Source organism: Paractinoplanes brasiliensis (genome assembly GCF_004362215.1).
Taxonomy (GTDB): Bacteria; Actinomycetota; Actinomycetes; order Mycobacteriales; family Micromonosporaceae; genus Actinoplanes; species Actinoplanes brasiliensis.
On the sequence record NZ_SNWR01000002.1, the window covers coordinates 1724753 to 1744590 of the forward strand.

The 19838-nt window shown below is 68.1% G+C and carries 16 protein-coding genes and 1 pseudogene; 11 read left to right on the top strand and 6 right to left on the bottom strand.

Annotated features, from left to right (window positions below; all coding sequences use genetic code 11):
* The first annotated feature begins 35 nt into the window (after positions 1–35).
* On the top strand, positions 36–788 hold the full coding sequence (locus C8E87_RS39815; protein WP_133878513.1) for an IclR family transcriptional regulator: 753 nt from the start codon (positions 36–38) through the stop codon (positions 786–788).
* A 17-nt stretch (positions 789–805) separates the two neighbouring features.
* Positions 806–2296 (top strand): glycerol kinase GlpK, encoded by a 1491-nt coding sequence (gene glpK, locus C8E87_RS39820; protein WP_133878514.1) that lies wholly within the window; start codon positions 806–808, stop codon positions 2294–2296.
* A 3-nt stretch (positions 2297–2299) separates the two neighbouring features.
* On the opposite strand, the gene C8E87_RS39825 is transcribed toward glpK, so the two are convergent.
* Complete coding sequence (locus tag C8E87_RS39825; RefSeq protein ID WP_133878515.1) at positions 2300–5518, bottom strand: ATP-binding protein; 3219 nt, start codon at positions 5516–5518, stop codon at positions 2300–2302.
* A complete protein-coding gene (locus C8E87_RS39830) occupies positions 5518–6177 on the bottom strand; it encodes a hypothetical protein (protein ID WP_133878516.1) in 660 nt (219 codons plus the stop codon). Before C8E87_RS39830 ends, C8E87_RS39825 begins: the two co-directional genes overlap by 1 nt.
* 209 nt (positions 6178–6386) lie before the next feature.
* Between C8E87_RS39830 and C8E87_RS44795 the strand changes: the two genes are divergently transcribed.
* From C8E87_RS44795 to C8E87_RS39850, 5 genes and pseudogenes are all read left to right on the top strand, one after another.
* Positions 6387–6638, top strand: a complete 252-nt coding sequence (locus C8E87_RS44795) for an AAA family ATPase (protein WP_208116367.1) — start codon at positions 6387–6389, stop codon at positions 6636–6638.
* Between the two features lie 74 nt (positions 6639–6712).
* Complete coding sequence (locus tag C8E87_RS39835) at positions 6713–7660, top strand: AAA family ATPase (RefSeq protein WP_208116368.1); 948 nt, start codon at positions 6713–6715, stop codon at positions 7658–7660.
* Positions 7650–8600 carry a hypothetical protein gene (locus C8E87_RS39840; RefSeq protein WP_133878517.1) on the top strand — a complete coding sequence of 317 codons (951 nt, stop codon included), beginning with the start codon at positions 7650–7652 and terminating at the stop codon, positions 8598–8600. Before C8E87_RS39835 ends, C8E87_RS39840 begins: the two co-directional genes overlap by 11 nt.
* A 68-nt stretch (positions 8601–8668) precedes the next feature.
* A pseudogene (locus C8E87_RS46895) lies at positions 8669–8776 on the top strand (hypothetical protein); the annotation flags it as partial.
* A gap of 58 nt (positions 8777–8834) precedes the next feature.
* The gene (locus C8E87_RS39850; protein ID WP_243755200.1) at positions 8835–10262 is read left to right on the top strand and encodes a hypothetical protein; all 1428 of its coding nucleotides are present in this window, start codon (positions 8835–8837) and stop codon (positions 10260–10262) included.
* A gap of 151 nt (positions 10263–10413) precedes the next feature.
* Here C8E87_RS39850 and C8E87_RS39855 read toward each other — a convergent pair whose 3' ends face one another.
* Entirely contained in the window at positions 10414–10797 is a 384-nt protein-coding gene (locus C8E87_RS39855; RefSeq protein ID WP_133878520.1) for a PNPOx family protein, read from the bottom strand.
* A gap of 48 nt (positions 10798–10845) precedes the next feature.
* The gene (locus tag C8E87_RS39860) at positions 10846–11853 is read right to left on the bottom strand and encodes an alpha/beta fold hydrolase (RefSeq protein WP_239080047.1); all 1008 of its coding nucleotides are present in this window, start codon (positions 11851–11853) and stop codon (positions 10846–10848) included.
* Between the two features lie 118 nt (positions 11854–11971).
* On the opposite strand from C8E87_RS39860, the gene C8E87_RS39865 reads away from it, so the two are divergent.
* From C8E87_RS39865 to C8E87_RS39875, 3 genes are all read left to right on the top strand, one after another.
* Positions 11972–14896 carry a M36 family metallopeptidase gene (locus tag C8E87_RS39865; RefSeq protein WP_133878521.1) on the top strand — a complete coding sequence of 975 codons (2925 nt, stop codon included), beginning with the start codon at positions 11972–11974 and terminating at the stop codon, positions 14894–14896.
* 113 nt (positions 14897–15009) lie between these two features.
* Positions 15010–15693, top strand: a complete 684-nt coding sequence (locus C8E87_RS39870; protein WP_203720539.1) for a GTP pyrophosphokinase — start codon at positions 15010–15012, stop codon at positions 15691–15693.
* Between the two features lie 96 nt (positions 15694–15789).
* A complete protein-coding gene (locus C8E87_RS39875; RefSeq protein ID WP_133878522.1) occupies positions 15790–16722 on the top strand; it encodes an NADP-dependent oxidoreductase in 933 nt (310 codons plus the stop codon).
* Here the strand turns inward: C8E87_RS39875 and C8E87_RS39880 are convergent.
* A complete protein-coding gene (locus C8E87_RS39880; protein ID WP_133878523.1) occupies positions 16709–17893 on the bottom strand; it encodes an MFS transporter in 1185 nt (394 codons plus the stop codon). The genes C8E87_RS39875 and C8E87_RS39880 overlap by 14 nt on opposite strands.
* Before the next feature lie 96 nt (positions 17894–17989).
* On the opposite strand from C8E87_RS39880, the gene C8E87_RS39885 reads away from it, so the two are divergent.
* A complete protein-coding gene (locus C8E87_RS39885) occupies positions 17990–18772 on the top strand; it encodes an SDR family NAD(P)-dependent oxidoreductase (RefSeq protein WP_133878524.1) in 783 nt (260 codons plus the stop codon).
* Here the strand turns inward: C8E87_RS39885 and C8E87_RS39890 are convergent.
* A complete protein-coding gene (locus C8E87_RS39890) occupies positions 18748–19806 on the bottom strand; it encodes an NAD-dependent epimerase/dehydratase family protein (protein WP_133878525.1) in 1059 nt (352 codons plus the stop codon). The genes C8E87_RS39885 and C8E87_RS39890 overlap by 25 nt on opposite strands.
* Between the last annotated feature and the right edge of the window lie 32 nt (positions 19807–19838).

The window sequence follows — 19838 nt, forward strand, 5'->3', positions numbered from 1 at the left end:
GCGGGACTGTCCGTAGTGCGTCATAGTGTCGAAACGTGCCGGGAACAGTGCAGTCCATCGAGCGCGCAGCCGCTGTGCTGCGTCTGCTCGCGGGCGGTGCGGGCCGGCTGTCGCTCGCCGAGATCGCCCGCTCGCTCGACCTGGCCAAGGGCACAACCCACGGCATCCTGCAGACCCTGCGCAAAGTGGGCTTCGTCGAGCAGGACAAGGCGTCCGGCCACTACCAGCTGGGCGCGGCCATGCTGCGGCTGGGCACCGGCTACCTGGACGTCAACGAGCTGCGCTCCCGCTCGATCAACTGGGCCGACCCGCTGGCCGCGCGCAGTGGGGAGGCCGTACGGATCGGCACGGTCCTGGAAGGACAGGTGCTGGTCGTCCACCACGTCTTCCGGCCCGACGACACCTTCCAGACCCTCGACGTGGGCAGCCTGCTGCCGATCCACGCCACCGCGCTGGGCAAGGCGCTCCTCGCGTACGGGGCCTCCGTCCCGGCCCGGCTCGACCGGTTCACCAGCCGCACCCTCGTCAACCACCGCGACCTGGCCGGGGCGCTGCGCGAGGTGCGGGAAGCCGGCTGGAGCGCGGACATCGAGGAACACACCCCCGGCGAGGCGTCGATCGCCGCGCCGATCCGGGCGTACGGGGGTCTGGTGGTCGGCGCCATCGGCATCTCCGGGCACGTCGAACGAATATGCGACAGCCGATACCGTCCGCGGCCGCCCCTGGTGGCCAACGTGCGCGACGCCGCCCGAGCGGTCTCGCGCGACCTCGGAGCCGCCCGACGCTGAACGACCTTGGGGGAACCATGACCGAGCGCTATGTTGTCGCCATCGACCAGGGCACCACGTCGACCCGGTGCATCGTGTTCGACCGGCGCGGCCAGCTCGTCTCCCTGGCCCAGCAGGAACACAAGCAGTACTACCCCAAACCGGGCTGGGTCGAGCACGACGCCGCCGAGATCTGGCGCAACGTGGAACGGCTCGGCCCCGAGGCGCTGAAACGGGCCGGGGCCACGATCGACCAGGTCGCGGCGGTCGGCATCGCCAACCAGCGGGAAACCACCGTGCTCTGGGACAAGGCCACCGGCGTCCCGATCGGGCACGCCGTGGTCTGGCAGGACACCCGGACCGACACGATGGTGGGCCGCCTCGACGACGCCCCCGGCGCGGAAGGCGTACGGCATCGGTCCGCCCTGCCGCTGGCCACGTACTTCTCGGGGCCGAGGGTGCGCTGGATGCTCGACCGTCATCCCGGCCTGCGCGAACGAGCCGAACGCGGCGAGGTCCTGTTCGGCACCATGGAGACCTGGCTGATCTGGAACCTGACCGGCGGCCTGCACGTCACCGACGTCACGAACGCCAGCCGCACCCTGCTGCTCGACGTGCACACCCTCGACTGGTCACCCGAGTCGCTCGAGTTCTTCGGCATCCCCCGCGCCATGCTGCCCGAGGTCCGCCCGTCCATCGGCGTCTTCGGCACCGCCACCGCGGCCTTCCCCGGCGTACGCATCGGCGCCGCCCTCGGCGACCAGCAGGCGGCCCTGTTCGGCCAGACCTGCTTCGCGCCCGGCGAGGCCAAATGCACGTACGGCACCGGAAGTTTCCTGCTGCTCAACACCGGAGCGGAACTGGTGCGCTCCACCCACGGCCTGCTCAGCACCGTCGCCTACCAAATCCAGGGCGAAGAGGCCGCGTACGCGTTGGAAGGCTCGATCGCGATCACCGGCTCGCTGGTGCAGTGGTTCCGCGACCAGCTCGGACTCATCGCCACCGCCCCCGAGATCGAAACCCTGGCCCGCACAGTGACGGACAACGGCGGCTGCTACATCGTGCCCGCCTTCTCCGGCCTGTACGCCCCGTACTGGCGCAGCGAAGCCCGAGGGGTGATCGTCGGCCTGACCTCCTACATCACGAAAGGCCACCTGGCCCGCGCCGTGCTGGAGGCCAGCGCCTGGCAGACCCGCGAAGTGGTCGACGCCATGAACGCGGACTCGGGCCTGGCCCTGACAACCCTGCGCGTCGACGGCGGGATGACCGCGGACAACCTCCTCATGCAGTTCATAGCCGACGTCCTCGACGTCCCGGTGGTCCGCCCCCTGGCCGCCGAAACAGTGTCACTGGGCGCGGCTTACGGGGCCGGCCTGGCCGTGGGTTACTGGCCCGACTTGGAGGGCTTACGCCAGAACTGGCACCGCGCGGGGCAGTGGCTCCCCACCATGGACCCCACCAAACGAAAAACCGAGTACGACAACTGGCAGCGCGCCGTATCCCGAACCTTCGACTGGATCCAAGCCTGACTGCTACTCATCTGCCACGGACGGGACATTTGTCCGGTCCACGGAGGCGCGGGCGCGCTGAACGACCTCTTCGGTGGTCAGTGGACTGGCTGGGTGATGGGTCAGGCACAGCGGCGTTTGAGCTTTTACAAAGGACGTTCCCTCCAGCGCGACATAGAACTGTCCGGCTCCCAGCCGACCCACATCCGGCATGTCGCCGCCCTTCGCGTGCGCCAAATCGCGGGCGGCCGCGATCTGAACCGGGCTGTTGAGCAACCCGAAGAACTGGGTGCTGGCGTTGCCGGGTATTCGATTGTGCAAACCCTTCGGAGCTTGGGTAGCAAAAACCAAACCAAGACCGTATTTGCGAGCCTGTGATGCGAGCGCCACCGTACTCGCCGTACACGGCGTCATCGCGCCGGACGGCGCGAGCGTCTGCGCCTCGTCCATCACGAACAGACCGCCGAGCGGCCGGTCGCCGGCGGGATGGCGCTTGACCCAGGCGAACAGCGCCATTTGGAGCTGATTGACAAAACTCTGCCGCTGGTTGTCCGACGGTAGTCCGACAAAGCTGATCACTGACACCCGGGCTTTCTTGCCCTCGGCCGGCGTCAGAAGCACACCGGGATCGAGCGGCGTGCCACCACCCCCGAAGAGCGGGTCGTTCACCATCGCTGCGGTCAGCGTCTCAGCCATCTCGGCTGCCAGCTTCGCGGACTGAGTCATCCGGCTCGCCCCCTCGGGAAGCGCGCCGAGGAAACCTACGAAATCACCCAGTCCGGACCGTCCTTGCTTCGCGAACGCTCGTAGTGCCTCCGTGAGTACCGCCCGGGAGTGCGTCGCCTTGACCGTTCCGCCATCCACCTTGGCCCGAGGCGCGAGGGCAGCGACGGCGACGTCGACCGCTTGACTGAACTCGTCTGGGTCGTACAGCGTGGCGGCCAGGTCCGGCAGCGGCTGGAAAGCCAACGGCCGACCGGCCTCCCAACGGGGTGTCCAAATGACGACGTCTGTATTGGCGAGATACTCCCCCGCTCGCGCCGGATCGTCGGGCCCCCACCCGACCGGCGGATGGGGCCAAGGATCGCCGAGACGGGCCAGGTCATTGTTCGGGTCCAGAACAATCGCGGAGACGCCGTGCAGGGCACATTCCTCCACCAGCCGCCGGATCAGCACTGTCTTGCCGGAACCGGAGCCGGCAAACAACGCAACATGCTTGCGCAGAGAGGACAACTCGATGCGTAACGGATCCTGTGCCACCCCGATAGTGATCATCGGAGGGACATGCACTGTCTTGATCCGGGTCTTCGCGGTGGATGAGGGAGCACGAGCGGGCGCGTTCAGCTCTTCAGGGGCCAGCCCCGGCTCTGGCCTCGCCGGGGCATCCAAGTCAGGCACAGGGCTGGCCGGGCCTTCCGAGGCGAATCCGTCCGGGTCGCCGAGGGCCTCGCGCAACACTGTGGTCCCGCCGGCTGGTGTCCGTTTACTGAGCCAATTAGCGAGCCCGTCAGGGTTGTTCTCAAGCAGCATGCGCAGGGCAGCGAAAACCCGAAGATCCTTCTCGGCGATCCCCAGACGCCGGCCGCCCGCCTGCTCGAACTGCACCAGCGCCTTCTGGACCGACGGATACGTCGGCCAAGGCCCTCCCTGGGGCCGCAGGAGAAACAGTGATCGTCCCGCCGATCCGTCATGTCCGGCTTTGAGCCGGGCGTTCTCGATCTTCGAGGTGACGGTCCTCCAGTGCTCGGCGGAAACGGCGCGGAAGGCGAAATGGTCCTCGCGCTCGCTGCCGTCCTCCGTCCGGACCCGGAGCCGTGCGTGTAATAGGGGCTTCCCCTTGGTTGGGATGTCGAACTCGCAGTGGTCAGTCACGCGGCGCTCGATCGTCCAGGCCCGCAATCCAGCGCTCAGGAGAGGCGGCATGTATTCGTCCTCGGACACCGGGTCGAGCGCAGCCGCGACTTCGGCCTTCGCATCCACCTGCAAGCGGCTGAACAGATCGTCGATTGCGGCAAGCCCGTCACGGGGAGCCGTCTCCCAGATCTCCGCCGTCGCGATCTCGTCGTCCAAGGAGCGGAGTTCGATGACTCGATTGGAGTCGACGCAATGCCGAATATGAGCATCCACTCGTTTTAGCAGCAGACGAGGCGTAAACGTGGTCACGAGCGCGAACGCATCCGGGTGGATGGGCCACGTTTCGTACGGAGGGTCGAAGCCCACCTGACTGAACTGGGGAGAAAATCGTCTCGATACAAGGGCCCTGCCGGTCGCTTCATCTGGAATCGCTGAGAGTTGGTTCGCCTCGCGGAAGCGGTCCATGACGGTGCTGATCGCCCGTCGGCGAACGAGTTCCCATGTCTCGGGCAGGCAGGCAACGACGGTCAGGGTCCGTCGGGTGGTCTCGCGCAGCTGCATGAGGTTGGCAGCCAAGTTGTTGAGCTGGAGCAGATGCTGCCACTGCCCAGGGAGTTCCTCGTCACCGGCCGTACGTAGCTGCGCGAAGACCGGATCCAGCTGGTCGACCGCTATCACGGCTGGGCCAGTTACGGCGAGTATCCGCGAGACGTCACGAAGAAGAAACTCTGCGGGCCGGGTCTCTTGGCGGATCCGCCATACCGCACGCTCACCCGGCTCTCGCTCGGCACAAGAGGTCAGGAAGGTCTGCGCGACATCCTGGGCCAGCGGGTTGACGCTGTTGTACAACACCAGCGCACGAAGAGTGTCCTGACACTCCCGCACGAGCTGAGGATTGTCGACGCGAAGCCCGTTGACGAAGCTGTCCAGCGTCGGAAGAGTCAGCTCAGTACCACCCAGGATTTCGGCGTATTGCTCCGGCGCGAGATCGGTCCGGAAGATCAAACGTTGCAGCAGCATACGCAGCTGTGTGCCGCCGGTTGCCGGCCGAACCGCCAGCCCTTCCAGGATCGACGCCATCGCGCTGTCCCAGAACCGGGTGGGATCGACAAGTTCGATCAGGAAGAAGTACCCACCGCGGTCCTGAATCTGCTGGCGGGTCCAGCCCAGAAAGTGCGTTTTACCCGCTCCGCCCTGTCCGATCAGGGCCACGCCAATAGGACTGGGCCCGATGCTTGCCGCAGCGTCGTCGAGTCCCGCGGACACAGTCCGTTCCGCGCCGCGGTGCAGACCGTCGACGTGGAAAGGCGACGGCATCCATACGTCCTCCGGAACCGGCGCCCAGTGAAGACGGAGTGCGGCCAGCGCCTTCAGCTCCCGCTGGCTCATCACAGCTCCATCGACAGGAAATGCTTGGCCTCACCGCCAGCTCGGACCGCGGCCTGCTCGTCGATCTTGCGACGGGACTTCTGATCGGCCCCTGGGGTCAAGTTGATGAGCCCCTCCGCGTACATCTTCACCAGCGTCTGGTTGAGCAGGCTGACCGGTGCTCCGTTGATCTGCTCGCGAAGGTCGCTCAGTGGCACACTTTGGTTCGGGCGATCCGCAATTTTTTGGTACGCAGCGCGGATCCGGCCTTCGAGGTCCGCCGGCTTCTCGTCGTTGACCGTCTCTGTAGCGACGGCCGGCTGCGCGCTGAAGAACTCGCTCGGCGTCACGCCGGCGGCAGCCAGGTAACGACCCGCAGCATGGGCGAGAGCCTTCCATGCAGCAACCTGCATCTTCGGTGGCCGTGCCGGCACCTCGAAGTCGGCCAGCAACTCAGTTCCGCCCCGCTTCCAGCCCGGATCGCTGACCTCGTGCAGGTAGGCGCTCCCACTTCGAACAACGTCCAGCAGGCCCAGGTCTTTGAGACGGTCTCGGATGGCCGCGGGGATGCGGAAGCCGTACCTTTCAGCCAGTTCTGTATTGCTGACCTGGCGCCCTTCGGACATGAGGACCAGGAGTACCGCCCGCTCGTTCGATGTCAACTCGTTGTCGTCCGACACGGCTTCGCCTCCAGGCGCATCTGGTACTCGATGATGATCCGCGCGGCGCCAGTGCCAACAGTCTCCAAGCAGACGCGAGGACAGGGGCGCACCTCGCGCCGACACTGCTCGATTCTTGGAAAGCGCTAGCCGGAACACAACGGCCTTCTGGCGGATGGTGACCAAAACCCCACTGTGCGTGTATGGCAAGGCCGATAAGGTCACGGACCATGTCGCTTGTCCGGATGGGTCTGAACAACTACCGCTGCTTCGCCGGCTCGATCGACGTCGAGCTTCGCCCCGTCACTGTGGTCCTCGGTCGGAACAACTCGGGCAAGAGCGCACTGGTCCGCGCGCCCCTCGTGCTGTCGACGGGAATCGACACCGATTCGCCGGCGCCGCTCGACCTCGACAAGGTGGGGAGGATATCGTCGATTCCTTCACCGACCTCGTCTACGGCGGTCGTCCGCACGGGAGTCTGAGTGCCGATCTTCATCTTGCGTCGAGCGACACCGAGTTCGTGCGCTGTCGTGTGGGCATCCGGAACATCAGCGAGTTGCGCACTCAGGTGGTCGAGCACTTCGCGGTCGACTATCAGCGAGAGGTAGGTCCACGGCTGACCTGGGAGCCCAAGGAGGCCGGTGACGGGCTTCAGCATTACACGGTGGAGGTGCCCGGACAGGGCCCGCGTCGCGGTGTAGATATTTCTTTCCAAGGATTCTTGCCGGTCCCGTCCAGTTCCGTCGACCAAGCCGTGACCAAGCACAATGACTTGATACGTCGCTTATTCGGCAGAGTGCGTTACCTGGGCCCGTTCCGGGAACGACCCAGCCGGCTCTACCGAGTCCCCGCCCGCATGCCGTCCTCGGTCGGCGCGAGCGGTGAGAACATGGCCGGTATATTGGCCAGTGACTCGACTCGCGGTCAACGACAGCTTCTGCGCGAGATCAATGCCGGGCTTTCCGAGAGCCTGCCGGGTTGGTCGGTCGACGTGGTCGAGCGCGGCGGCATGGTCTCCGTAGTCCTCCGATCCAGTGAGGACGACGCGCTCGCTGTCAACCTCGTCGACACCGGCACCGGGGTGGCGCAAGCACTTCCCATATTCGTACAGCGGGCACTCGATCGGACCAGGCCCCCGGACGGGCCGGTGCTGGAAATCGTGGAACAACCCGAACTGCACCTTCATCCCTACGCCCATGCGGCCCTCGCCGATCTTTACCTCACGGCAGCGCGGGACACCGGAGTACGGTTCCTGGTTGAGACCCACAGCGAAACTCTTCTTCTCCGCCTTCGGGTGCGGATTGCCGAGCAGAAGGCTGATCCGGAGGACGTGGCAATCTACTTCGTGGAGAGCACCGAGGGAGTGGGCAGGGTTCGCCGGATAAACATCGACTCAGCCGGGAATCTGGACTACTGGCCCGAGGGAGTTTTCTCCGAGGATTACAGGGAAACAAGGGCTCTTGCGAAGGCGCAGTTGGAGCAGGTCGAGCCCAATGCGCGTTGAACTCAGCCCGCACGCCTGCGCCGGTCCGGAGGCCTTCTACCCGTTGCACCGTCTGTTGCATGCCTTCGCCGAGGAGCGACACGAGTGGGCGGCGGACGAGGCGGCGATCGCGGCGCTGACTGCCTACTTCGAGGAGTACGCTGCTTCGCTGGCGCCGGCCGCACGTACGTTGGGCCAGAAGGCCATCGTTGATGCTGTGTGGTCCTCTGGTCCAGCGAGCGACCCAGTACGGGTGACCGAGGCCGATCTTTCTCACCTGGCCGAGGATCTCTGCCGAGCGGCGGTTCTGATCGTCGAGGATCTTCAGAACGATGGAGCGTTCGTTCGAGCCGTAGCCACTGTCTTCGGCAAACAGCGGGTGCTGACTGCGCTACGCAACGAGTGGCTTGTGTTGCGGCACGGCGGAGGCACTGGTCGGTTTCCTGCTCTGGTCGAGGCGGAGAGGTCGCGTTTTCGGTCGCTCACTCGGGTCGCGGTCATCGCTGACAGCGATCGCTACCTTCCCGGCGCGAACACCCCGATCCACGCAAAGGCCGACGAGTTCCGCGCTGTAGGGGTCGCGGTTCACGTACTGGCGCTGCGAGAGGCAGAGAACTACCTGCCGTACCGTGTGTTGGCATCGTGCGGGGATCCGTCGGTCACATCGGCAACCCTCACCGCGCTCAAGCAACTGACCCCTGATCAACGTGACCACTTCGACATCAAGCACGGGTTCGGCCCCCGGAACAAGCCGCCCAGGATCCGCACCGAACAACATGCGCTGTTCCGCGACCTCGACCCACAGATACGCAACAAACTTCGGGGAGGGTTCGGGGAAGATCTGCTCCCTCGCTTGGAGGAACATAGCAAGACTCTCAACATCGCCGACTTCGGCGCGCTTGGTGCGCATGTGGAAGTGGACCTTCGGGCACTACTATCAACCATCGAGAGCGTGATCTAGGAGTGGCCGGGGAAGCGGATGAGCGTATGAGCAGTCCCAGCGGGGACATCACCGTCAAGCCCGAGATCATGCTGCTGGAGGACGTCCTCGCTGAGATCGCCGACGGTCGGCTTCGGGTTCCCCGGTTCCAACGGCCGTTCGTGTGGCGACCGGATCAGATGATCGACCTCTTTGACAGCATCGAACGTGGTTACCCGGTCGGATCATTGCTGGTGTGGGACACGGGCCGAACGAGTGGACAGCCTCGATCAGATCGCCGATATGCGGATTCCAGCGCCGCCCGGGACACCGGTGTCCTACCTGCTCGACGGTCACCAGCGACTGACGACGCTCTACGGCTGTCTCATGCGCCGTCCGGCCGAACACGACCTGTCCAGCACCGGTGGCTGGATCTGGAACATCTACAGGACGTTGGGAGTGCCGGACGGACCAGGAGGCCGGTTCCAGCACTGGCGCAAACCCGGACCAGCACCAATTCACTTTCTCCCGATGCGCAACGTCCTTCGTACGATGGACTTTCTGCTGTTCGCCCGCGAGTTGGCAGGCAGCGACCACGACGTCGAGCGTTTGATGAACGAGGCTGAGCAGCTCGCACAGCGGATCAAGTCGTACAAGATGGCCGTGGTGCGCCTAGTTGGCGGCGAGCTCAAGCACGCAGTAGAGGTCTTCTCCCGGCTGAACAGCAGTGGGCAGTCAATGAGCCCCACGCAGATGGTGTCCGCCTTGACCTACAACGAGGGCGACACCTTGGCGGACCGCATCGAGACGCTGCAGAACGAGATCGGGGAACTCGGATTCGGTGAGATCCCGACGAACACCCTTTTCCAGGCGGTACTCGCAGTTTCAGGGGAGAACGACGTCCAGCACACGCGCTGGGACCGGCTTGCCGCCCGGATGCGCGACGACCTGGACCGGGACGTCAAACACACGGAGAAGGCTCTACACCATGCCGTCGCCTTCCTTCGCGAAGAAGTCGGGGTGCCGCTGGCTCGACTGGTTCCCTACAACGCTCAGCTCGTCCTGCTGACGGTCGCGTTCCACGAAAACCCCGACCCGACGCCAGGACAGAGACGGGCGTTGCAGCGTTGGTTCTGGAGCACCTCGTGGTCGGGATACTTCGCGGGCGCCAACACAACGCAGATACGCCTGGCGCTGATCGAGATGCGCGAATTCGCCAAGGGCTTGACGGATCTTGACCTCGGCGGTCAGCAGGCTCGCCCCTTCCCCGAAAGGTTCGATCTACGGAGCGCCCGTGTACGCGCTTTCGTCCTCTGGGAGTTGAGACGATTCCCGCATCGGCTACGTCCGAACGGTCACATGATTGACCCGGTCGACCTCCTCCTGCGTTCGGATGCCAGCGCCTATCGCCAGATCATCCCGCGCGGGCCGCGCCGATCGAGCCCCGCTAACCGGCTCATGCTTCCCACCGCTCCGGGCACATCAGCACGCCGAGCACTACTCGAAGCCGACCAGGACCTTCTGGAAAGTCATGGCGTTCCCGATGCCGCGGTGGCCTGGCTACGTGAAGGCGACGACGAGCGCTTCCTGCAGGACCGGGAACATTTTCTGATCTCGGAGGAGCGGCTCTTCATAGCATCATTCGACGTCGCCATGTCTCATGCAGCGAGTTCAGCGGGCGAGCCGGAGATCGATACAGTCTGATGACTTCTGTCCAGCTGACCATGTCGGGGACAAATCCCCCACCACACATCGCCCTCTTGTCGATCATGATCTCATCAACAGCATTGCCGCAAACCGGCGAAGCGTTTCCAAGGCGCGCCCGGCCAAGGGCCATCGACGTCCCCAGGAGCACTTACCGGGTGCGGCGGAGCAGGAGCCAGGCGTCGGCGGGGAACAGGGTCCGGGCTGTCCACCAGGTGGGGCGGGAGTAGTACGGGCGGGCGGCGGCCTCGTCGAGGATCTGGGGGTCGGTGGTGTGGTGGTCGGCGCCCTTCCAACGGATCGTGCAACCGCCCGCCGCCTGGACGTTGCGGACCCAGTTGGTTCGGGCGCCCCAGGGCAGGTTGATGATGAACGTTGACGGGGTGGCGATCACGACCACGGGGACGGCCAGGGCGCGGCCCGAGACCCGGCCGCGGTGGTGGACCACGGCCCATGGGGAGAACCGGCGGCCGGCCAAAGAGCGGACGAACGGTGTGGTGGCTCGGGCGAGACGCCAGGACGTGTCGGTAGTCATGACCGCAGTTAAAGGGAGCTGGACGGGGGTGCGCTTCCCGGAAATCCGTTACGTGCCGCGCAGGGCGTGGGCCACGGCGGCGGTGCGGCCGCGTACGCCCAGCTTGCGGTAGATGTTGGCGAGGTGCCGTTCGACGGTGTGGACGGCGATGCCCAGGTTGGCTGCGATCTCGTTGTTGGTGTCGCCCGCGGCCAGACGGCGCAGCACGTCCTGTTCACGGCGGGTCAGGGCGCCCGAGGGCAACGTGCGGCTCACCCGGCCGGCCGTGACGAAACCGATGACCAGGGACAGGTCAGCCGCCGGGTCCTCGACGAACAGGGTGGGGGTCTTGCCGGGGAGTTCCACCAGGCGAGCGCCGGGAATCCCGGCGGCCATGCGGCGGGAGACCGACACGGGGATCTGCTGGTCGCCCTGGCGGTGCAGGACCAGGGTGGGCGCTTCGACCTGAGCCAGCGACGGGGTGACGTCGATGTGGCGGGCGGCCTCGAACCAGGCCTTCGCGATGGCCGGCGTGGTGGCCGTACGGAAGGCTTCGGCTGTCCAGCGGCCCGACTCGGCGCCGTCCCAGCCGAGCCAGGCCGTGGCGGCGGCGTCGGCGAACAGGGACCAGTCCTTGTCCACCAGCGAGAGCAGGGCCTGGGTCTGGGCGGGTTGCATGGCGTCGCTCATGCGCGGGGCGCCGCCGTACAGGATGAGGCGGCTGACTCGGCGGGGCTCAAGAGCGGCGAAAGAGATGGCCGTCGCGACGGAGTGGTAGTAGCCGAGCAGCGTGGCGCGGCGTAAGCCGGTGGCTTCCAGGACAGCGGTCAGGTCGCGTACGTGGGAATCGACTCCCAAATCAGCCAGGTCGATGTCACGGCTGGAGTCGCCTGTCCCCCGGCCGTCGTAGAGCACCAGGGTGCACTCGCGGGACAGGACCTCGTACGCGGTGCGTAGTGCGGGGATGCGCCACTGCGCCGCGATGTTGCTGAGTGACGGCATCCAGATCAGGGCGGGGCCGCGGCCGAGCTTCTGGTAGGCGATGGTGACGCCGTCCGTGGTTCTGGTGAAGTGCACACGTCCAGTAGAACAGCATCACATACTTATAGATGTATTTAGATGTTTGTACTATGTTGCCCAGGTCCCGCGTGCGATCGGATGTTCTTGGTAACAGCCGTTCCACAAAGGAGGTACCGTGCGCACCCCACCCCGTGCGTTGGCGGGAACCGCTGCCGGGCTCTTGGCCGCCGCGATCGTGCTGACCGCCTCATCCGGCGGCAACGCGGCCCCCGCGGCACCGGCCCAGGCCGAGAAGGCGAAAGTGCAAGGCGACAATCATCACGACCACCTTGTCGACAACAGGAAGGGGCGGATCGCCCCGACCAGCGGCCAGCGCGCGGCCGCGGCGGGTGCGGAGGCCCGCTGGAACGCACTGGGCACACCGGCCTCGCTGACCGCGACGGCTCAGCCGCTCGAGGCGGGGCTTCCGGCCGACCCGGTCGCGGCGGCCAAGGCGTACGTGGGAAAGAATCTGGATGTGCTCGGGCTGACCGCCCGTGGGGCCGAGGCGCTCGATGTGCTGACCACGGCGAAGCTGGGCGAGGGCGCCGTGGTGGTGCTGCGGCAGAAGTTCGGTGACCTGGTCGCCGGGCGTGACGGCCTGCTGAGCCTGGGCGTGCGCGACGGCAAGGTCTGGCACGTCAGCTCGTCGCTGGCGCGTGACGCCGCCGCGCCCGAGCCGGCCACCCTGACCGCCGAGCAGGCCGTGTCGCTGGCCGGGCGTGACGCCGGGATCGCCACGCCGACAGTGATCGCCAACAAGCTGGTCGCCGTGCCGACCGCGACCGAGGGCGCCCGGGCGGCGTACCAGGTCACCTTCGGCGCCGATCTCAGTGGCGCCGACCCCGAGGCGTTCACCTCGTACGTGGATGCCCGCGACGGCCGTGTGCTGGTGCGCGAGAGCATCGTCGACCACAGCGAGGACGACCCGTCGTGGGACGTCTTCCCGAGCTCGCCGCCGCTGAACTACTCCTCCTCGGACGACCGCCTGACCTGGTGCTGGGGTCCGCTGCGGGGCTGTGACGAGGTCGTGGCCACGTCGGCGTCCAAGCTGCCGTGGGATGTCGACCCGGCCACCGGCGAGCCGACGTTCACCACGCGCGGCAACAACGCGATCGCCGTGGAGAACCTGAACTCCAACGACCCGTTCACCGTCGGCACCGAGACCGCGACGCCGAAGCCGAACCGCGCGTACGACTACAAGTGGACCAACCAGTGGTACCGCGAGCGGTGCTCCCCCGACGTGTTCACCACGCCGCAGCGCAACGACATCGACGCGGCCCGGTCCAACCTGTTCGCCATGCACAACCGCATGCACGACTGGTCGTACCACCTGGGCTTCACCGAGGCGACCTGGAACATGCAGGACGACAACGGGACCGCGGGCGGCCTGGGCAACGACTACGAGCAGGGCAACGCGCAGGCCGGCGGCATCACCGGCGGCCCGCCGAACTTCGCGGCGCGCAACAACGCGAACCAGATCACCCCGCCCGACGGCGAGGCGCCGATCACGAACATGTACCTGTGGCAGCCGATCGCCGCCGCGTTCTACGGCGCCTGTGTCGACGGTGACTACGACATGTCGGTGATCGGGCACGAGTACACCCACGCGATCACCAACCGCATGATCGCCGGCCCGGACGGCGGCCTCAGCTCGCCGCAGGGCATGAGCGAGAGCTGGTCGGACCTGCTGGCGATGGAGTACCTGCAGGAGTACGGGTACGCGCCCAAGGGCCAGAAGGGCTACACGATCGGTCAGTACGTGACGACCGACCCGGTTGCCGGCATCCGCAACTACAACATGAGCGACAGCCCGCTCAACTACTCCAGCGTCGACTACGACTTCGTGGGTCTGCAGGTGCACGCCTCCGGCGAGCTGTGGAGCGCCACGAACTTCGACGTCCGGCAGGCCTTCGTCAAGCGGTACGGGTCGGGCTCGGCCGCCGTGAACAAGGCGTGCGCCAACGGCAAGCGGGCCGTCACCGACTGCCCGGGCAGCCGGCGCTGGGTGCAGCTGGTGTTCGACTCGTTCCTGCTGCTGGCCAACAGCGCCAACAGCCAGGTCGACGCCCGCGACGCGCTGCTGGCGGCCGACCGGGTCCGTTTCGGCGGGGCCAACCAGGACATCATCTGGAACGCGTTCGCCAAGCGCGGTCTCGGTGAGGGCGCCGCCAGCAACGGCGCCGGTGACGCCGACCCGACGCCGAGCTTCGCCTCGCCGCACGCCACCGAGGCGACGGTGAAGTTCCGGCCGGTCGACGAGAACGGTCAGCCGGTGGCCGGCGCCAAGCTGTTCGTCGGCGACTACCAGGCCCGCGCGGTCGCGGTGGCCGACACCGACCCGGCCACGGCCCTGCCGGACGAGGTCAAGCTGGTCGCGGGCTCGTACGGGTTCCTCGCCCAGGCGCCCGGACACGGTCACGCCCGGGTCGGCGACACATCGGTCAAGGCCGGCCAGAACCGCACGCTGACCGTGAAGATGCCGCGCAACCTGGCCTCGGGCGCCGCCGGGGCGGTCGCGACCGGCGACGGCGTCAACCTGGCCCGGATCACCGACGACGACGAGGCCACCAACTGGGCGTCGCTGGGCAGCCCGGTGGCCGGCAAGCAGGTCACCGTCGATCTGGCGGGCGAGGCCCAGACCGTACGGCGGGTGCAGGTCAGCGCCCAGCTGCGGCCCCCGGTCACCGGGGACGTGGACGCCGGCACGCAGAACCGGTACACCGCGCTGCGGCAGTTCAAGGTGCTGGCGTGCACCGCGAGCGCCACGGTGACGTGTGCCGACGCTGCGCAGTTCAAGACGGTCTACACCAGCAAGGCGGACGCCTTCCCGTCCGTCTCGCCGCGGCCCCGGGTCAAGGACCTGGTGGTCAAGTCGTTCGACATCAAGCCGACGAAGGCCACGCACCTGCGCCTGGAGGTCGTGCACACCCAGTGCACCGGCGCTCCGGACTTCGCCGGTGAGCAGGACGCCGACCCGCGGGCGGTCACCGACTGCGCCACGGGCAGCCCGCAGGCGCTCAACGTGCGTGTCGCGGAGTTCCAGGCGTACGGGAAATAGGGTTTGATCGAAGTGGGCGGGCCCCGGTCCGCCCACTTCACCCGTCTGCAGCATGATGGTGGCACCGTGCGCCTACGGTGGGGTGCGGACACCGGGCTCAGGGGACGGGAAGAGTGACGACCGAGGACGCCGATCGCGAGATCACGCGTTGGGCGAGCGGGCATCCCCTCCCCGAGCCGTTTCGCGACATCAGCGAGGAACTGTCCCATTTCCTGCTGGTGTACAAGTTCGGGCTGGCCGAGATCGGCACCAAGATCAGCATCCTGGCCGAGGAGCTGACCCACCGCGGCCGGCACAACCCGATCGAACACGTCAGCCCGCGCCTGAAGACCACCAGCAGCATCACCGCCAAGGCCCAGCGGGTCGGGTGCCCGCTGACGCTGGACGACCTGCGCAAACGCATCCGGGACATCGCCGGCATCCGGATCGTGTGCAGCTTCGTGTCGGACGTCTACACGGTGGCCGACATGCTGACCCGCCAGCCCGACGTCACGCTGCTGCAGACCAAGGACTACGTGGCCAAGCCGAAGCCGAACGGCTATCGCAGCCTGCACCTGATCGTCGAGATCCCGGTCTTCCTGTCCGAGCGGGTGGTGCACGTGCCGGTCGAGGTGCAACTGCGCACGGCGGCGATGGACTTCTGGGCCAGCCTCGAGCACAAGATCCATTACAAGTACGATCCGGCGGTGCCGGACGCGCTGCGTGAGGAACTGGCGGCCGCGGCGGAGGACGCCGCCCGCCTCGACCGGCGGATGGAACGCCTGCACCGCGAGATCCACGGCCAGCGCCGGGTCTGAGCGCAGCGGCGGTCGCCCCGCCGCCGCGGATCACAGGGATGGGCATTTCCGGGCATCGCGGGGAATGAACGCGCCGGATAGGGAAACATGCGTGGCATGAGGGCTATCGCGCTGGACGAGTACGGCGATCCGGATGTCATGAAGCTGCGGGACCTTCCCGATCCGCTGGTCGGGCCGGACACGGTGCGGATCCGGGTGCGCGCGGCCGGGGTCAACCCGGTCGACCACGTCATCCGGGCCGGGCACCTGCAGGGCGCCTACCCGCATCACCTGCCGCTGATCCCGGGGTGGGACGTGGCGGGCGTGGTCGATCAGGTCGGCCCGGCGGTCACCCGGTTCCGGGTCGGCGAGGAGGTCATGGCGTACGCCCGTAAGGACAGCGTGCAGCACGGCACGTACGCGGAGCTGGTGTCGGTCACCGAGCGGGCGTGTGCGCACAAGCCGGCCGCGATGTCGTTCGCGGAGGCGGGCGGGCTGCCGCTGGCCGGCCTGACCGCGTTGCAGTCGCTGACCGCGGCCAGTGTCGGGCCCAGCGACGTGCTGCTGGTCAACGCGGCCGCGGGCGGTGTCGGGCACATCGCCGTGCAGATCGCGCGGGCGCTCGGCGTGACCCGGGTGATCGGCACGGCCTCGTCGGCGAACCACGACTTCCTGCGCTCGCTCGGCGCGGAACCCGTCGAGTACGGCGACGAGCTGCCCAAGCGGCTGGCCGACCTGGTCGGCGGGGACGGCCGGGTGGACGTGGCGGTCGACTACCACGGCGGCGACGGCCTCAAGGCGTTGCCGAAGCTGGTGCGGCACCCGGTCCGGCACGCGTCGGTCGTCGACCCGGTCGTCAAGGAGCAGGGCGGCCGGTACGTCTTCGTGCGTCCCGACGGGGTCGAGCTGGAGACGCTGGGCTCGCTGGCCGCGGGTGGGCGCCTGCGGGTCGAGGTGGCCCAGCAGTTCCCCCTCGAACAGGCGGCCGAGGCGCACCGCCTGATCGAGCAGGGTCACGTACGGGGCAAGGTCGTCCTCACCGTGGACTGAGCACGGGTTCCGCGGCCGGGCGGCGTCGCAAGGCCGGGGTGACGGCGGCCGCCACGGCGAGCAGGATCAGCACCACGATCATCGCGTTGCGCAGGCCGTAGTGCTCGCCCAGGAAGCCGAGCGCGGGCGGCCCGACGAGGAAAGCGGCGTAACCGGCGGTGGCGACCAGCGAGACCCGGGCGGTCGGGTTCTCGCCCGAGTCGGCGGCGGCCGAGAGCGCTACCGGGAAGCCGAGGGCCGCCCCGACGCCCCACAGGAACACCGCCGCGCCCGCCACGATCGCATTGTCGACGGCGATGACCAGCAGCAGGCCGACGCCGCCGATGACGGCGCTGGCGCCGAGGACGGCGGGACGGCCGAACCGGGTGAGGAACCAGCCACCGCCGAACCGGCCGATCGTCATGGCGGCGGAGAACGCGGTGTAGACGACCGAGCCCAGGGCGGCGTCGAGGCCGTGGCCGTCGACCATGATGAGCGGCAGCCAGTCGTTGGCGGCGCCCTCGGCCAGGGCCATCGCCAGCACCACGACGCCGATGAGCCAGAGGATTTTGTCGCGCCGGACCGGCGTACGGGAAAAGTCGCCCGGCCCGCCGGTGCTCACGCCGACGCCGGGCGGGATGCGCTGGATGGCGAGCAGGGCGACGGGCAGGCTGAGCAGGCCGACCAGGATCAGATGCCAGGTCACCGGGAACCGGGTCGCGGTCAGACCGATGCCGGTGGCCGCGCCGACGACCGTGCCCAGGCTGAAGAAGCCGTGCATGGTCGGCAGCACGGCCCGGCCGGTCAGGCGCTCGACGTCGGCGCCCTCGACGTTCATGGCGACCTCGGCGCCGCCCATGCCCAGGCCGAACAGGAAGAGGCCCGATGTGACCAGCCAGAACTGCGTCAGGCCGACGCCCGCGCCCAGCACCGGCATGCTGCTCAGGGTGGTGAGCATGCCAACGGTGACGACCGGGCGGGTGCCGAAGCGGGAGACGAGCCGCCCGGAGCTGAGAATGCCCAGCATCGAGCCGGCCGAGACGCCGAACAGCACCAGGCCCATCTGGGTGGTCGAGGCGCCCAGCTGATCGCGGATGTCCGGGGTGCGGGTCACCCAGGACGCGATGGACACGCCGGGCAGGAAGAACAACGCGAACAGCGCGAGCCGGCGCCGGGCGGTGGTGCGATCCATGTGGTTCCTCTCCGAGTGTGTGCGAACGTACACACCCGGGAGGCGGAACCGGCGGCGGAGGTGCGGCTGGGCGGCGTTCGGGGAAGAATTGTCCGCATGCGTCTTGATCTTGCTGGGAAGACGGCCCTGGTGACCGGATCCACCCAGGGCATCGGGCAGGCCATCGCCGCCGGGCTGGCCGCGGCCGGCGCGCGCGTCGGCGTCAACGGCCGGTCGAAGGAATCGGTCGAGCGGGCGATCACGGAGCTGGGCGAGGGCGACTTCGTGCCGGTGCCCGCCGACGTGACCACCGCCGAGGGAGCCGCGGCGGCACTCGACGCGGTGGGCCCGGCCGACATCCTCGTCAACAACCTCGGGATCTTCGGCGCGCAGCCGGCCCTCGAGATCAGCGACGACGACTGGCGCCGCTACTTCGAGGTGAACGTGCTCGCCGCGGTGCGCCTGACCCGTTCGGTGCTGCCGGGGATGCGCGAACGTGGCTGGGGGCGAGTGCTCTACATCGCCAGCGACTCGGCCGTCGTCATCCCGGCCGAGATGATCCACTACGGGGTCTCCAAGACCGCGCTGCTCGGCGTCGCGCGGGGCTTCGCCAAGGAGGCGGCGGGCTCGGGCGTGACCGTGAACAGCGTCATCGCCGGCCCGACCCACACCGGTGGCGTCGAGGACTTCGTCTACTCCCTGGTCGACAAGGGCCTGCCATGGGACGAGGCCCAGCGCGAGTTCATGCGCTCGCACCGGCCGCAGTCGCTGCTGCAGCGCCTGATCGAGCCCGAGGAGATCGCGAACATGGTCGTCTACCTGTCGTCGCCGCTGGCCTCGGCCACCACGGGCGGCGCGGTCCGCGTCGACGGGGGTTACGTGGACGCGATCCTGCCCTGACGGTCACCGTCGAGCAGAAAGGTGCCTCCGGCCGCCTCGGCCAGGCCGGCGCCGAACGCGGCGGCCGGGGTGAAGGCGCCCGGTTCGATGCCGCCGTCGAGTAGGCGTACGGCGGCCCGGGTGAGCACGGCGGCGGTGTAATCCATACCGTCGCCGGCGCGCAGCCAGCCCTCCCGCGTGACGCCGTCGGGCCACTCGACGACCGCGTGGCCCCACGAGTGCGGGCGCGGGCGCGGGGCCGCCTTGATCGGCAGCGCGGCCAGGCGGGCGATGGCGAATCGGCGCACGGCCGGGATCGCGAGCAGGCTGGACAGCACGGGCAGCACGGCGCGCACCGCGGGTGATGCGGGCGCGAGGGACGAGGTCACCGAGACGTCGGGCGCCGCGACGGCGAGCAACTCCCCCGACGCCACCTCGGCCGACTTGACCGTGGCGCCGTCGGGCAGGGTCAGGGTCCGCGGGTTGGCGGCCAGGCGCGACTTGACCAGCTGACCGCCCCGGATGCGGCGACCGCCCGCGACCAGGGCGTCGACCATGGTGGTGGCGTAGCCCGAGCCGAGGACACCCGGTTCCAGGGCGACAGAGGCCAAGGCGTCCACCCGTACGCGGGAAGGTGCGGGACGCCCCTCGGTCAGTTCGGCCACGACGGCCTCGGTGGCCAGCACCCCGAAGCCCGCGCCGGTCACGAGCGTGCTGCCGGCGGCGGCCGCCTCGGCGTGGGCGGCGAGCAGGCGCGGGACAGCGATCAGGTCGTTCGCCGCGTCCAGATAGTGGGTTCCGCCGGGCAGCCCGGCCCGGGCGACGGTGAGCGCGGTCGCCGCGTATCCGCCGACGGCGTTCACGACGACCGCGGGACGGCGGCGGGCGATCTCGGCGGCGATCTCGGCCATGTCCCGGACGACCAGCGAGCCGGCCGGCATCGCCTCCGGGCTGCGGCCCACCCGGACCGCCTCGATGCCGTGCTCCGTCAGCCCGGCGGCGACCGTACGCCCGATTCGTCCGGTCGCCCCGAGGATCCATACCTGTTCCGCCATGCCCGCTCCTAGTGATGACTCACTGTGTCGTC

Excerpts from the sequence above, each read along its gene's own strand:
- glpK (WP_133878514.1), top strand. The coding sequence starts at position 806 with ATGACCGAGCGCTATGTTGTCGCCATCGACCAGGGCACCACGTCGACC.
- C8E87_RS39825 (WP_133878515.1), bottom strand. The coding sequence starts at position 5,518 with ATGAGCCAGCGGGAGCTGAAGGCGCTGGCCGCACTCCGTCTTCACTGG.
- C8E87_RS44795 (WP_208116367.1), top strand. The coding sequence starts at position 6,387 with ATGTCGCTTGTCCGGATGGGTCTGAACAACTACCGCTGCTTCGCCGGC.
- C8E87_RS39840 (WP_133878517.1), top strand. The coding sequence starts at position 7,650 with ATGCGCGTTGAACTCAGCCCGCACGCCTGCGCCGGTCCGGAGGCCTTC.
- C8E87_RS39855 (WP_133878520.1), bottom strand. The coding sequence starts at position 10,797 with ATGACTACCGACACGTCCTGGCGTCTCGCCCGAGCCACCACACCGTTC.
- C8E87_RS39875 (WP_133878522.1), top strand. The coding sequence starts at position 15,790 with ATGAGGGCTATCGCGCTGGACGAGTACGGCGATCCGGATGTCATGAAG.
- C8E87_RS39880 (WP_133878523.1), bottom strand. The coding sequence starts at position 17,893 with ATGGATCGCACCACCGCCCGGCGCCGGCTCGCGCTGTTCGCGTTGTTC.
- C8E87_RS39885 (WP_133878524.1), top strand. The coding sequence starts at position 17,990 with ATGCGTCTTGATCTTGCTGGGAAGACGGCCCTGGTGACCGGATCCACC.
- C8E87_RS39890 (WP_133878525.1), bottom strand. The coding sequence starts at position 19,806 with ATGGCGGAACAGGTATGGATCCTCGGGGCGACCGGACGAATCGGGCGT.